At 38.8% G+C, this 14,131-nt stretch carries 14 protein-coding genes; 5 read left to right on the forward strand and 9 right to left on the reverse strand.

All coding sequences use genetic code 11. From position 1 onward, the window contains the following. Positions 1-10: 10 nt before the first annotated feature. On the reverse strand, positions 11-2,002 hold the full coding sequence (locus IGI50_RS14445) for a P-loop NTPase fold protein (RefSeq protein WP_438777412.1): 1,992 nt from the start codon (positions 2,000-2,002) through the stop codon (positions 11-13). Positions 2,003-2,453: 451 nt separating this feature from the next. Here IGI50_RS14445 and IGI50_RS14450 point away from each other — a divergent pair, with 451 nt between their 5' ends. The 3 genes from IGI50_RS14450 (at position 2,454) to IGI50_RS14460 (ending at position 4,320) form a co-directional block, all read left to right on the forward strand. Then, positions 2,454-3,173: a hypothetical protein gene (locus IGI50_RS14450; protein ID WP_438777413.1), complete on the forward strand. Its 720-nt coding sequence runs from the start codon at positions 2,454-2,456 to the stop codon at positions 3,171-3,173. A 557-nt stretch (positions 3,174-3,730) separates the two neighbouring features. Beyond that, entirely contained in the window at positions 3,731-4,006 is a 276-nt protein-coding gene (locus tag IGI50_RS14455) for a CD3324 family protein (RefSeq protein ID WP_438777414.1), read from the forward strand. Positions 4,007-4,167: 161 nt separating this feature from the next. Beyond that, a complete protein-coding gene (locus IGI50_RS14460) occupies positions 4,168-4,320 on the forward strand; it encodes a hypothetical protein (RefSeq protein WP_167325162.1) in 153 nt (50 codons plus the stop codon). Between the two features lie 101 nt (positions 4,321-4,421). On the opposite strand, the gene IGI50_RS14465 is transcribed toward IGI50_RS14460, so the two are convergent. Further along, positions 4,422-5,282, reverse strand: coding sequence for a VOC family protein (locus IGI50_RS14465; protein WP_438777415.1), 861 nt, complete (start codon positions 5,280-5,282; stop codon positions 4,422-4,424). Positions 5,283-5,468: 186 nt separating this feature from the next. On the opposite strand from IGI50_RS14465, the gene IGI50_RS14470 reads away from it, so the two are divergent. Continuing rightward, positions 5,469-6,356 carry a VOC family protein gene (locus tag IGI50_RS14470; protein ID WP_438777416.1) on the forward strand — a complete coding sequence of 296 codons (888 nt, stop codon included), beginning with the start codon at positions 5,469-5,471 and terminating at the stop codon, positions 6,354-6,356. 266 nt (positions 6,357-6,622) lie between these two features. Next, entirely contained in the window at positions 6,623-7,258 is a 636-nt protein-coding gene (locus tag IGI50_RS14475; protein ID WP_438777417.1) for a TetR/AcrR family transcriptional regulator, read from the forward strand. Between the two features lie 57 nt (positions 7,259-7,315). Here the strand turns inward: IGI50_RS14475 and IGI50_RS14480 are convergent, their stop codons facing one another. From IGI50_RS14480 to IGI50_RS14510, 7 genes are all read right to left on the reverse strand, one after another. Further along, positions 7,316-9,331, reverse strand: a complete 2,016-nt coding sequence (locus IGI50_RS14480; protein WP_438777418.1) for a MucBP domain-containing protein — start codon at positions 9,329-9,331, stop codon at positions 7,316-7,318. A 17-nt stretch (positions 9,332-9,348) separates the two neighbouring features. Further along, on the reverse strand, positions 9,349-10,101 hold the full coding sequence (locus IGI50_RS14485) for a winged helix-turn-helix domain-containing protein (protein ID WP_438777419.1): 753 nt from the start codon (positions 10,099-10,101) through the stop codon (positions 9,349-9,351). Positions 10,102-10,572: 471 nt separating this feature from the next. Further along, entirely contained in the window at positions 10,573-10,725 is a 153-nt protein-coding gene (locus IGI50_RS14490; RefSeq protein ID WP_438777420.1) for a hypothetical protein, read from the reverse strand. A gap of 121 nt (positions 10,726-10,846) precedes the next feature. After that, complete coding sequence (locus IGI50_RS14495) at positions 10,847-11,410, reverse strand: helix-turn-helix domain-containing protein (RefSeq protein ID WP_438777421.1); 564 nt, start codon at positions 11,408-11,410, stop codon at positions 10,847-10,849. A gap of 253 nt (positions 11,411-11,663) precedes the next feature. Beyond that, entirely contained in the window at positions 11,664-12,125 is a 462-nt protein-coding gene (locus tag IGI50_RS14500; RefSeq protein ID WP_438777422.1) for an S-ribosylhomocysteine lyase, read from the reverse strand. Position 12,126: 1 nt separating this feature from the next. Beyond that, positions 12,127-12,783: a class I SAM-dependent DNA methyltransferase gene (locus IGI50_RS14505; RefSeq protein ID WP_438777423.1), complete on the reverse strand. Its 657-nt coding sequence runs from the start codon at positions 12,781-12,783 to the stop codon at positions 12,127-12,129. Positions 12,784-12,962: 179 nt separating this feature from the next. Beyond that, complete coding sequence (locus tag IGI50_RS14510) at positions 12,963-13,895, reverse strand: PLP-dependent cysteine synthase family protein (protein WP_438777424.1); 933 nt, start codon at positions 13,893-13,895, stop codon at positions 12,963-12,965. Positions 13,896-14,131 lie beyond the last annotated feature (236 nt).

Here is a 14,131-nt window from a genome sequence, read left to right on the forward strand (position 1 = left end):
AAAATTTGTTCTAAAGCTCAGTTCTTTCAATCCTACCATTTGTATAGAAAAGTGGTATTTCATACTTGATTGATATTTGCTGCAATCTTCCTCCTATAAAATCAATCATATTTCTATCAAATTGTTCTTCTGTTTCTTTTGAGCTTCTCGGATCAATTCGACCTGCGTGTAAAATAATCTTATTTATTTTTTCAAATATATTATCTGCACCAATATATTTAATATTTATAATTCTATATATCCTCCAAAAAATTATGAAATCTATATCGTTCAAATCTGCTACTCTTCTCTTAATAGTTTCGTCCCACTCCTTAAACTCAATCCAATGGTTTTCCTCGTTGAGCACTAACATATTTAAGAGATAGGGCTTTATATTCTGTTTTTGATATCTTACATCGTCTGTTACTACTTCTAGTATTTGCTCTTTGAATAATTCAAGTACTTGTTTGTGCTTTAAAACCTGATAAAATTTATAAAAATATATTTTTTGAGATAAATCAAAATCTCCTATGTATTTCTCTTCAAAAAACCTATTTCTGTAGATCATTTCCTCATAGTCAGTATTAAATGTTAAATAAGATAAATCTCTAGTAATGATTTCAGAAATACACCAATCAGTTAAGTCGGATCTTTTTCCTTCTTTTAAAAGCTGAAATGTTAATTTTTCTATTCGCTTGATTTCATCATTAACTAACAACTCATCTCCTAACAGACTACTCGTTACTTGAGTATGCCTTGTATGTGGCCACCATTCCCTGTATTTGGAAACCATGAAACTGTAAAAATCATCATCTCGCGATCCACGTTCTATGAGGTCTTTTCTAAGTCGCGTATCATCATTCAAAATGTCCAATGCCTCTTTGGTCGATAGATTCGAAATGCTTTCAAATACAAAATAGCCTTGCTTATTTATTTTATATCCTTTTGGATATTCTTCATTATCGTCTAGAATTTCATATATTGTTTTCTCAAACTCACTTTTGAAAATTTTGTTATTGGTATGCAAATAATATTGCCACTGAGTATTGCTATCATCATCTGCTTCTTTAACAGTATATTCTGGAAACCCTCCAGCAAGCAGATTTTTATAATACTCTTTATGAAAAAGATATAGATAAATCATCAGCAGTTGTTGATTCACTTGGACATGTCCAAGCTTTTCCCGATTAAAAAATTCAAGATTTACATAATCATTGAAATGAACTTGTTCTCTTATGTTTCTATTTTCATGAATAAATAGACTTTTTAGTTTATCATCTATCTCAAAATCAAGAAACTTCTCTAACTCACCAAAGTATGAATCCCAAATCTTCTTTGGATGTAGAGAATAAGGGAGTTCTATATATCTATCAATAATTTTTTGTAAATAGTTATCTCCATTCATAGAAATTTTTGAGAAGTCTCCTAAAAAAACTATGGGTAGCTTTCCATTTAGTGTATTGAATAACTTGTATGCCTCTTGCTGCTTGTCAGTAGAAATCCTATCAAAATCATCAATTATTAAAATTTTATTTTTTATTACCTTTCTTTCAAAAAAAATCCACTTTTTCCTGAAGTAAGAATTAAAGAACACATCAGATTTTACTTTGAAAAATTGCCAAACTGCAACAATAAGCGCAACAACCCCACCTATTTTTAGTATCCACCCTAATTGACTATCACGAAATAATGACTCAAATCCTAAATTAATGAAGTCTGTCATTAAAAGAGATACCACAACACAAAGGATTACAAGAATTTTAATAAAGAACGATCTAAATCTATAAAAACTATTAAAAGCAATATTCGTGACGGTTCTTTCATCTTTTACATTCCACAAATCAAGATAAACAAATTTTATCTTTGCATTATCACTAGTCAAATCTTCTACTTGCTTAATAAAATTGGTCTTGCCGCTACCCCAAGCCCCGTTTAAAAAATAAGTTTTATTTTCGGACAAAAGCTTTACAAAATTACTAGCTGCTTCTTTTGTATCTATCGTTTTAATTTCAATTTTATTCAAATTTATCCTCCAACTATTTTTCCATGTTTTAAGTATAGCTTCTTTTGACAAAATGAGCAGTATAAAATAATTACTAAACTATATAGACTTGTGAAAAAGAGAGATTTCTGGTAACAGATGAAAAAGCATCCCTCCCTATTATATTTTATTTTTACGAAGCACAAGCTCAAACGAGTATTATATTTCCAATTAAACTTTCAATTCCCTGAAGTTTTTAGATTAATCTTCTCCGTACTTTCATTATGTTACTTTTCATTTTCTATTGTCTCAAGACAATTGGTATGACATAATAACCCTTGATATTAAGCCATTTTCACTATATTTCCAATTCTAATAATTGAATGATTATAGTAAAATATATTGTTTAAGTTAAGCCATGAATCTTCAAAGCGTCTTATAGTTTGAATTTGTAATCGCCTTTTAGCAAGAGCATACTAAGGAGGAGAAAAATATGTATAAAAATTACAGGCCCTACACTCAAAAAATGAGAGAAAAAAAGAATAAAGCTTTTAGCAAAAAAGAGAGAAAGATCATACTCACATTAAATTTATTCATTTCTCTTTTAACTTTATTTATTTCGGGCTATGTTGGGATAAATACTTACATACTCGATAAATCGAATTCTTATCCTGCTTTCGAATTTGAAATTTCAGAAGGAGATGAAACTATATCGACTTATACAATAAATAGAACTAAAGGTGAAATGAACAATGTTAATTTTTCAGTGTTTGAAGTTGTTTCAGGTACAGGAATATACAATGATAATCCTATTTCTATAAATCAAACTGTTAAATTTACTCACGATGATAGTCTCAATGATTTACAAGCTTCATATCCTTATACTTTTAATTCAGAAAAAGTAAAAAATAGACTTAACGCTTTGCTAAGAAAAAAGAAAATTAATGCAAGTATCGAATTCCTTTTCATACAAAGATATTACGAAATCACATACATGAATTTTGAACACGAACCCAAAGAAGAATACTATGAAATAGGAAAAGAGGGGGTTGGAAGATTTATTACCTCACCATTAAGAAATTATGAAAATGACAATGGGCAAAAAGTAATAGGTGGTTTTTCAGGAAAACATGATGATAAAGCAATCAATAATGAATGGTTAACAGATAAACTACTATCACAAATTGAAAGTACATTCTCTTATAGTAAATAAGTAAAGATTCCAAGTACTTAATATCCCATTCTAGTTTCTGATTAATTTAAAAATCTCGTTGCTAAATCAGCATTACTTTTTAGCTCACTCCACTTTACCAAATATTTCCTGATAGATAGGGATATTAAATCAGGAAATTTCATTTTTCCTTAATTACTCTTTTTAATAGTTTATTAATTAGTTACAGAAAATTAAAAAGTCATTACGAATTAGCTTTCACAGCTGTTTAATATGGATTTTATTACTTCGTTCAATTAGTGATCTACCACCTTTAAACCGTTTCATTTATCTCAGGAAATGTCGTGATAACTGTAATCAACCTAAACAACTAATTCTCTCTTCAATTAATAAATTACTATTATATTGAACATTTTTCTTTTACTTCTGGAGTAGTCATATATTTTTTCCAGAACCCCCAATATGCTACAATAAACCTAGTACCAGAAAGGAGCATTATGATGGGAGTAATTATTATTAAAGCCTAGCAAAAGCTTGGCAGGAATGCTTGAAGAGCTTTTGCTGAATCCTAAATTTTACTTTTATTAGGAGGACAAAAGATGGCTTATCAAAACGCATTCGAACTTCTACCAGAGGAAATCGTAAAAGAGATCCAAAAATATGTTAATGGTACGATCCTTTATATCCCAAAGAAGCCACAGGGGCGCTTGCCTTGGGGCAGCAAAACCGCGAGTAAGGAAATGCTGCAGCAAAGAAACCAGCAAATCTATCAGGAATATCTGATGGGGAAAAGTACGCGCGAGCTTGCTGATAGCTATTATCTGGATATCAAAAGTATCCAACGGATCATCCGTACAATCAGAAAACAATGTTAAGAAAGAGCTTTTTGCAGGCTCTTTCTTTTTTTATAGAAAAGGACGTTCCTCCTTCTGCGATTCTCTCCTTTATACTAAAGGTAGTTCAACGAGAGGATTTGATTCAGATGAAATGAATGGCTGACTGCTAGCTGCGATTTTTGCTGAAAGGAGGAGCGCTCATGACTAATCAAAAAGTGAAGCTGGAGGACCTTCTTCATGAAAAGAAAAAGAGGGCCTTTGAACATTCCAAACAACACTCAAAAAATAAAGTGACGGGAAAGAAAAGTATCCCTCATACACAAAACAGACGAGGCCGCCCATTATCGAAATAATTGGCACAAAATAGAAGAATACAAATAGAACCCTAGGAACTGATCATTCAGTTTCTAGGGTTTTATTTGTGTGTATTAACTATCCACTAAAAATAGAACGTCTATTTCTCAAACTTTATCGTGATTCCATTTGGATCAACGACTATCAAACTGCCGTCTTCGTTCTTTGTATATGCTAGCTTGTTTTTCCAATGCTCTTCCAAGCGATCCAGCTCAGTTTGATTTGGTACGGAGAAGCTGAAATACTCTAAGCCCAAGTCTTGCTCTGTCATCGCTGGAATATTTTTTCCTAGCCAGACATTAGAGCCGATATGGTGATGGTAATCACCGGTAGCGAAAAATTTGGCTTGATTGCCGAAATTGTTTTTTAGGGACAAACCTAAAGCTTCGGTGAAGAATTTTTCTGTTTGCATCAAGTCCGCTACTTTTAAATGAACGTGTCCAACAGTTGTTCCTACAGGAAATCCTGTCCATGTGCCGTCGCCAGCCGCAATCACTGCTTCCGCATCCATTTCGAGAGTCACACCGACGATCTCACCGTCTGCACGAATATCCCACTCACTTTGCGGTTTGTCATAATACACTTCGATGCCATTGCCTTCTGGATCATTTAGATAGAGTGCTTCGCTATAGCCGTGGTCACTGGCACCGATCAAAGGAGCCTTCTCCTCCAAATAGTGCAGCAAAGCATTTCCTAAAGCTTTTCGATTTGGCAGTAAAAAGGCTACATGATACAAGCCTGTTTTAGGGGTCAAAGGCAATGGCGCCTCCACCTTATGTAGCTCTAGCAATATAGTCTCTCCAACACCTAAAGTGCTTTGAGTAGTGCTTTGTTCGATCACCTGCAGCCCGATCACCTCTTGATAAAAATGAGTCATTTTTTCTAAATTCGCTACTTTTAAAGCGACACGTCCATTGTGAGCAGCCGCGCTTAATTGAAAGTTCGGGATAATAACCGTCATAATAAAAACCTCCTGAATAAGTATCTCCTTATCAACTTCTTACACTCACCTTATCACCTTACTATTAGTAAGTGAAGTTTCATGCCTAGCTTTAGATTGATTGGTTAGTCGTTGGAGTCGCTTCACTTGCTGAACAAGCTTTTACCGAATATACTTATCAAAAGTAAGTAAAAAGAAGGTGCTCCTATGTCCGCTTTTCACCATATTTCATTACTAACCAAAGATCGAAGCGAGAATGTCCGCTTTTATACAGAAGTTCTAGGACTACGCTTTGTTAAGAATACCGTCAACCAGGAGAATCATCGCATGCTTCATTACTACTATGGAGATTATCAAGGTTCGCCTGGCAGTGTCGTAACCTTTTTTGTGGTGCCGCATCTGGGGCATCGCTATGACAACCAACAATTTATCTCGACGATTGGGTTGAAGCTTCCGAAGAACAGTCTGGCTTTTTGGCAGGAACGCTTAGCACAATATCACGTATCATATACCATCAGGGATCGACAGCTGCGTTTCGTGGATGCTGATGATGTGGCGATTGTTTTGACAGAAACGGAGCTGCCGCCATTAGCGATAGATCATCAGGTTAAGAATGAGATTCCAGTCGATAAGCAAATTTTGGGCTTAAATTCTAGCCAGATTCATGTTCGTGAGCCGAAAGCGACGAGTGAATTTTTCGAAGCTTTTCTGGGCTGGCAGACGTTTGACCAGCGCATCCAGTTGAATGACACGGACTTTCTTGAAATTTTGCCTACGACGACAGATGAGGCAAGTCGGATGGGACGAGGCAGCGTGGATCACATTGCTTTTGCGGTTGATGATGAAGCAGCATTAGATGAACTTTATCGCAGAGCTGGAAAGCAAGGCTGGCAGATCGAAAAGATGATCTCTCGCGGCTACTTCAAAAGTCTATATATTCGGGAACCTGGGGGAAATCGGATGGAGTTCGCTACTTTGTCCCCTGGCTTTACGATTGATGAACCCTTGGAATCATTAGGAGAGAATTTTGTACTGCCGCCGTTTTTAGCGGATCAACGTGCAGAAATTGAAGCTAATCTTTATCCAGATAGATAACAAATAAACGCGTGGGAATGCTCGGATTTCCTGCGCGTTTTTACGTTCTTATTTGTGAAGGAATTCCTTATAAATAGCTGATAAAATCAAATAATTCCATAATCCCCCTCCTTCACTCCCCATTGACAAGCCAAAAAATTATTAGTATATATGATATTAAACGCATCCGCTTCTTTGTATTCACGACATCAATGCTAGTTCATCATTGAAATTACAAATACCGATTGACCAAATTAATTTTAATTATAATATTTTTCACAAAGCTCTTGAAGGAGGAACTAACCATAAATAATACAAAAGAACGCATATGGCACGAGGCCTTAACGCTCTTTTCTGAACATGGTTTTGATGGCGTATCTGTAAAAGAAATCGCTCATGCGGTGGGGATCAAGGACAGCTCACTGTATAACCATTATAGAAGCAAACAGGAGATTTTCGATACGATTCTCGTTGAGGTAGCAAAAATTTTAAAGAAAGCAAACAATACCTATACCTTGCCGTTGACAGCAGATGCGGCAGGCATGTATGTTGATACACCGGTGGAAGAGTTGACGAAAATGTATGTGAAAGCCTTCAAATTCTACTTAAAGGATGATACCGCCTCAAAGTTCAGGAAACTGCTGATCACAGAGCAGCATACCAATCAATATGCCGGCGACCTGTACAATGAATTATTCTTCGAAACACCTATGAAGCATCTGACAGCTCTTTTTTCTGATTTGATTCAACAAGGTGTTTTTATTCAAACGGATCCCTATACGACCGCGATGCACTTTTACGCTCCGCTGAATTTTCTCATTCGTCGCTGCGACATTCAGCCTGAGTTAGAGCAGCAAAACATCGCACACTTAAAAAATCATATCAAACAGTTCGACCAAATTTATCGTGTGAAACCAAAATAAAAAATCAGAGGAAGCTTCGACCCGTTCGTCGGAACTTCTCCTGATTTTTTTACATTCTTACGCTTTCTTTCTTTTCCAAACAACTACACCGCTTCCTAAAGCAAGAATTGATACGATCCCTGCTAAAGTTAATACACGAGAAACTGTTGTCTCTTCTCCTGTGTTTGGTAGAGCTTTCGCTGAGCTACCGTTGCTATAGCTGGTGTAGACTGAATGAATTACTGTATTTCCAGTTGGTGAACTTGGATCACCTGTCGCAGCAGTATTTTTCTTCGTATAGACGTAGACTACCGATTGCGGCGTCTCTGTGAATTTGCCTTCTGGTGTTCCCTGAACTTCCTTGAAAGTGTAGCCGTCAATTTTCTTTTGCTCTGTTTTGTAGCTGTCTCCTATTGTACCCGTTAGAACGACCTCATCGACAAGCTTGTTGCCTTTTTCATCTTGGTATTTTGCAATTACCGTTGACTTCTTACTTGCAGCTTGTGTGTAGACATAGATCACTGTTTGCGCTTCTGCTGTGAACTGCCCCTTTGGATTCCCTTGTACTTCTTTGAAATTATAGCCAGTAATTTTCTTTTGTTCAGAAGAATAGGTTTCTCCAACCTTTCCTGTTAAGGTAACTGTGTCAGCGAGTGATTTCCCGGCCTCATCTTGATAATGAACGGTCACACTAGATGTATTGGCCGCGTTTTTCGTATACACGTAGATTACTGTTTGTGGCTGAGCAGTAAATGGACCGGTTGGGTTTCCCTGTACCTCTTTAAAGGTGTAGCCTGTGATCGTTTTTTGCTCAGAGGTATAATTTTCACCGATATTTCCGCTCAGTGTCTCGTCATTAGCGAGCGTCTCCCCGTTTGTATCTTGGTATTTTACAGTGACATCTGCTGCTGGTACTGGTGATTTTGTATAGATATAGGTCACCGTCTGAGGCTGGTCGGTAAATGGACCGGTTGGGTTTCCCTGTACCTCTTTGAAGGTGTAGCCTGTGATCGTTTTTTGCTCAGAAGTGTAATTTTCACCGATATTTCCGGTTAGCACTTCAGTTGCAGCGATGCTTTCGCCATCCTCATCCTGATATCTTACTGTCACGTCTGCTCCTGGTTGAAATCTCACAATAGGAATCAACGCGTTAAGACTGTACAGATCATAATTGAGCGCTCTTGTATTGGCATTATTTGATAGACGTGTCGGAATACGCGCAAAATCAATATAAACATAAGCAGCCTCTTCCGGTATATCCTCGAATTCCATTCCTTCATCTGTATAATCGAAGGTCGGATAGTCAATATAATCTTTGTTCTCATCGAAATATTGAACCGTAGTCGGCATTGTAGTAGCCACTGCTGAAAGCAGCGAGTTTCCTCGGAAGTCTTTCAGAGCATCCTGTGTATACAAAACTTTTCCTGTATGGCCTTTTTCCACTTTTAAATCAGGCAGGACTAATTGAGTCTGCGTGACAAATTCCGCATAATTTGTATCCGTCAAGGCTTCTGATTGAATCCCAATCGCAGAAAAGTCCGCCATGTCTTTTGAAAAAATTCGAAGGGAGTCCGCGGGATTCATACGATGGATGTCTTCACCCAGACCAATAAGCTCACTGGCAGGTACACCCTCTCCATACCTTTTACCGATCTCCAATTGACTGACTCTACCTGTCGTTTCAAGTTTTTTCAAAACGTTTGGCATCACATAGGCGAAGGATTGATCCGCCACCTTAATCGTCGGAACATTTTTTGCGATGACATAGGTACTATCAAAGGTCAGCAACTCCCCCGCATATTCAAGACCTGTAAAATCAACGACTGTATCTTCTGGAATATCTAACGTATATTGATCGAACGTCAACATATCTAGATTAGCCATCGCCTCTTTGGTTATTTCCTCTGGATTGATTCCACCTAAATAATAAGCCACAGCCTTTCGCAAATTCGGATCTGGCATCCATGTCTCCACCGACTCACTTCGTGCTGTACTTCCACTTTCTTCGGCAAAGACTGTCGCTGGCAGAATTCCTCCAAGAATGATATTGCAGCAAAACAACCCAACAAACAGCTTCATCCCTAACTTCTTCATGTATTCACTCCTCCTTTTTAACTATCTACTTGTACTTCAGTCGCAACCGGACGGCTAGACATCGCCTTACAATAATTGTCGAAGTCATTATTTCTCAAAAAAGTTATCAGCGGAGCCTGTAAAAAGTATCCCTGTCCCCAACTGGAACCGAGCCCCTCCGTATCAATTCCCGCAGCTAACATTTTTAGCTTTAGACGTTTGGCAATCGCCGATAAATTAGAAAATCTCGCATGAGAAACTTCTGTCTCCCACATTTTTTTACACAATATCTCCCTTGAAACAGTTTTGCCGTTGGCTTCATATAAACACATCAAAAGCTGAAGCTCTCGTTTAGACAGACGGTTGATAAAGTTCGAATAGCTCTGATCTGAGAATGTCTCCTCCTGCTTCATTTGTACATTACTTGTAGCGGAGAAACTTGCTCGAGCAATCTTGTCGATAATCTCAGAATCACTATCCCCTGATTCGATCCAATAATCGATCTCACTATCCAGCCAAGCAAATTCTGTTTCCGCAATCTTTCGTTTGCTTCCCATTCTGAATACCGGAACGCCGCAATCCTTTATCCTCTGTATGTATTGTGCAAGCTCCACGTTTGAAATCGTATCGCAAATAATGACTAATGAGAAAAATTGAATCACATGCGGATATTCCTTCGCTTGATAGAACAAGCTGGAAGAGCAATAAAATTCAGCATTTATACGTTCTAAAATTGTTTGAAGTTTGGATTCAACCGTATGATTCTTACTTAATAATAGTACCTTCGTCATCTCGTGATCCCTCCTTATTTTTGTTCATTCACTGTTTAATTGTCTTAACTTTCCCAACACTTATTTTCGCTTTACATTCAAATTAAAAATTAACCAATTAATAAACTAGCGTTCACTAGTTTATTTATATATACTAGTAAATAGCAGTTTTGTCAAGATTTTTTTAAGTTAAAAATCACTTATAAATATAATAAATGTTTAAATTAAGTTTTGTTTTTTCTTTTTTAGATATATAATTAAAAATATCTAACTACCGTGAGTTATTTTGCTTGTCGGTTAAATTTTTTAACAAAAAAAGAACCAGCAAATTATGCTAGTCCCTTCTTCGGTGTTTTACAGTACATCAAAAACTTCTACGATGATTTTCCTTATGCTTATTATCTAGCGAAAACCAACTATCCTTCCATTTAGATAAGCGCCGCTCAAATTTTGTTCGTTCCTCATACGCTTCTCGAGATTCATAATAGGTATCTAAAACGATATAGACATCGTCACTCGCTGATCTTTGAAACCTTTGCTAGCTTCCGACTGAAACGCCGGATCACTCTCAGACTGAGCAAACTTGTCCATTAATTTCGGTAGAGCTTCCTTTTTCGTTCGATAGGTGAATACAACCTTAATCATCCAAAGCTCCCTTTTTACTACTGGTGGGATGATCTCACGCAGCCACAAAAATGAAAAACAATACGACACAATAAAAAAAGCGCCGCGAACCTGCTGGTAAACAGATCCACAGAGCTCATAGTTATCCAAGAAAGATCATCACTTCGATCGCCACAAAGATCCCAATCAGCAGAACTTTCCCTAACGGATGGTAAGGATTGATCGCCCAGCCAACACCGAAGGATTTCGGTATGACTAATGGCGCCTGCATCCCGCTGACCGCATCGCTCTTTGGAATAACCACAAAATAGCGCACGATTGAAAAAATAAATACGATACCTACGACTAGCATGCCCCAGACTTTTTGATTCGAAATATCTGGTAATCGGCTGATCAAAAAGGCCGATCCTACCGTCAGCAGCAATAATCCCACAAATACCCAATCAAAGATTTTTCTCCGTTTGGTACGTTTGAGAAGTTCTGCGTCCTTCTTCATTTTATCCATCAATTGTTCGTCCCCTTTCAACAGTTCGTCTAAAGAGATGTGGTAATAATCACTGATGGAAATAATCATCGGAATATCTGGAAAGTTCCGTCCAACCTCCCAATTTGAAATGGTCTGGCGCGATACATGAAGATGCTCCGCCACCTCCTGTTGGGTCAATCCCAATGACATTCGTTGTTCTTTTAATTTTTCTCCCAGCAATGATCCATCCCCCTAAATCGACTTTAACTATTGAAACGATAAGTTACAAGCAAGTTACCAAAGCTCTGACAAAAAGGCAAGCTCGAATGACAAGCATCGTTATTATACTAACGATTTAGCGAGAAGGAAATCAAATTATTGTTGAAAGAAAATAACATGATACAAATGATTCTTTCTATCTATTAATCCCGTTAAATTCAAAAAAAGCCGACCAAAATCTCAGTCAGCTTCCTAAAAATATTTCTTTTACTGATTAATCCGCAAAGATGATGCTCCACTCGTCACGTTGACTCAAGAATTCTTTCGCCAACTCTTGCGCGCCTTCTAACGTATGATTCGCTGCCCAGCCGCATTGGACCGGATTGCTGGCTGGCACTTCTGTCGCCTGCAGGACATCCTTCATGGTCAGTTCCACCACATTCATGATCTCTTCGATGTTGTCATGGTTTAGAACCGTTAGATAAAATCCTGTCTGGCACCCCATCGGCGACCAGTCCACGATATAGTCCGCATGGTTACGGATCAATTCAGCGGTCAAATGCTCCAGCGAATGCAGCGCCGCCATGTCCATATAAGCCTGATTCGGTTGCTTCAAGCGAACATCGTATTTCACGATCAGGTCACCGTTCGCTCCTGTTTTCTTATCCGCCACACGGATATACGGTGCCTTTACCTTTGTGTGATCCAAATTAAAGCTCTCAACGTTCATTTTCATCTTATTCTGCCTCCATTAGTTTTTCTGCGACGACTAGCCAAACAAAGCGATTCATTTGTCGATACCTTGTTTGAAAGCCGTTCGCGCTAAAGTAATCTTCTAACTCGCTGATCACAGGATAATACTCCCGTTCTAAATCTGCCGCCAAGCTGTCTCTGCCCGCCGCCTTTTCCTCTGCCAAAATCTTATCGTAAGACTTATGCGACAAAAACATCGTATCGCCGAATATGATCTTGCCCCTAGGAGCTAACAGCTCACTGTAACGTTGGATCGCTCCCTCTTTCTCCTTCGAAGTCAAATGGTGAAAGACCAAGTTTGAAACAATCGTATCCACTGGCTCTGACGGCATGGGAAAATCTTCCATATCTCCTGGGAAAAATTCCGTTTCCTGTAACCCTGGCTTTTCCACTGCGATCCGCCGCATTTCTGGCGATGGTTCTATTGGATAAACCGTCTTTCCAGCAGCGACTAATTTCTCTGTTAAGTTTCCTGTTCCGCTGCCAAACTCTAACACGGTATCTCCTGAAACGGCGGTGATCTCAGCAAGTATCTGCCAATAATTCGCGAATACTTCTTGATATTCAGAATCGCCGCCGTTCACTTCCTCATCATAATCCAGTGCCCACTCCTCAAAGATCGGCATGAACTCCAATCCCATCTGCGACACCTCTCTTTCTATTAATTCTTTAGATGCTCTATATCCTTAATAGTCCTCAGGCCAAACCGGTCACACCTCCAGAGCCTTTCGTCATAGTAAAATTCGATAATCATAAATGCTGTGCATCTATTTTTTGCCAACTTATAATAGCCATAACTCGGCAAATGGACTCGACGATTTTAGTAATTCGTCCGAGAATAAATTTCTTTCGATAGATAGCGATCCCCCGCATCTGGAAAAATCGTCACAACCTGACTCCCCGCAGGCAGCTTGACAATCTCCGCTAACGCCGCTACCATCGCCGCGCCCGACGAGCTGCCGATCAAGGTCCCGTGCTCCTTCGCCAATTTACGCGTCATCGCAAAACCTACCGTGTCACTAATCGTGGCAACTTCGCTGATCGGCAGACCTTCAAGAAACTTAGGAATAAACTCTACACCGATCCCTTCGATCTCATGACCATGACTCGCTCCGCCATTAAGGATCGATCCTTCAGGCTCTACACCAATCAAACGTATCGCTGGATTTCGTTCCAGCAAATAACGCGCCACCCCACTAAATGTGCCGCCACTGCCAATCCCCGCTACAAAACTCGTAATCTCATCACCAAGGTCTTCCACCAGTTCAGGCCCTAACGTATGGTAATACGCCTCTGGATTCGCAGGATTTTCAAACTGCAAAGGTAAATAACTATCAGCCATTTCCTCATGAAGCTGCTTCGCCTTTGCAATCGCTCCACTGATTCCTTCAGAAGTTGGCGTATGTACAAGCTTCGCTCCCAACGCCCGCATTAATGCTTGCTTCTCCAAGCTGAACTTCTCAGGAACAACAAATATCGTCGGCAATCCAGCTGCCAATGCCGCAAGCGCCACGCCGATCCCCGTATTGCCAGCTGTCGGTTCAATAATCGTCGTACGGTCATTAATCTTGCCCTGCGCAAGGCCCTCTTCAATCAGATACATACCTAACCGATCCTTGATACTGCCTCCCGGATTCAAGTATTCCAGCTTCGCGTAAAGCGCTGAACCTTCAGGTATTTCTGCAAATTGCTGATGAGTGAACCGCAGCATCGGGGTGTCCCCGATCGCCGCTTGAATAGAATCTATGATCATTGTTATGCTCCTATCTCGTATTAAGGTATTTATTTGGGAACTCGAAAAAAATCCAAAACAGTTTTTTGGGTAACAAAAAAAGGCGCTGACTATTAATCAGCACCTTGAGATTCCGCTAGATTGATACTAGTAATCCCCAATTAAAGGGTATAGCAGTATCTATACAAATCGAAACTTGGGCAGTTAATAGGCATGACAAAACGGTATGCTGCTTTTTAGCACCATACAACAACAGC

The sequence above is a fragment of the Enterococcus sp. DIV0170 genome (assembly GCF_051710765.1).
Taxonomy (GTDB): domain Bacteria; phylum Bacillota; class Bacilli; order Lactobacillales; family Enterococcaceae; genus Enterococcus_A; species Enterococcus_A raffinosus.

Coding starts and splice junctions, on each gene's coding strand:
- IGI50_RS14450 (WP_438777413.1), top strand. CDS start 2,454: ATGTATAAAAATTACAGGCCCTACACTCAAAAAATGAGAGAAAAAAAG.
- IGI50_RS14455 (WP_438777414.1), top strand. CDS start 3,731: ATGGCTTATCAAAACGCATTCGAACTTCTACCAGAGGAAATCGTAAAA.
- IGI50_RS14460 (WP_167325162.1), top strand. CDS start 4,168: ATGACTAATCAAAAAGTGAAGCTGGAGGACCTTCTTCATGAAAAGAAA.
- IGI50_RS14465 (WP_438777415.1), bottom strand. CDS start 5,282: ATGACGGTTATTATCCCGAACTTTCAATTAAGCGCGGCTGCTCACAAT.
- IGI50_RS14470 (WP_438777416.1), top strand. CDS start 5,469: ATGTCCGCTTTTCACCATATTTCATTACTAACCAAAGATCGAAGCGAG.
- IGI50_RS14480 (WP_438777418.1), bottom strand. CDS start 9,331: ATGAAGAAGTTAGGGATGAAGCTGTTTGTTGGGTTGTTTTGCTGCAAT.
- IGI50_RS14485 (WP_438777419.1), bottom strand. CDS start 10,101: ATGACGAAGGTACTATTATTAAGTAAGAATCATACGGTTGAATCCAAA.
- IGI50_RS14490 (WP_438777420.1), bottom strand. CDS start 10,725: ATGATTAAGGTTGTATTCACCTATCGAACGAAAAAGGAAGCTCTACCG.
- IGI50_RS14500 (WP_438777422.1), bottom strand. CDS start 12,125: ATGAAAATGAACGTTGAGAGCTTTAATTTGGATCACACAAAGGTAAAG.
- IGI50_RS14505 (WP_438777423.1), bottom strand. CDS start 12,783: ATGGGATTGGAGTTCATGCCGATCTTTGAGGAGTGGGCACTGGATTAT.
- IGI50_RS14510 (WP_438777424.1), bottom strand. CDS start 13,895: ATGATCATAGATTCTATTCAAGCGGCGATCGGGGACACCCCGATGCTG.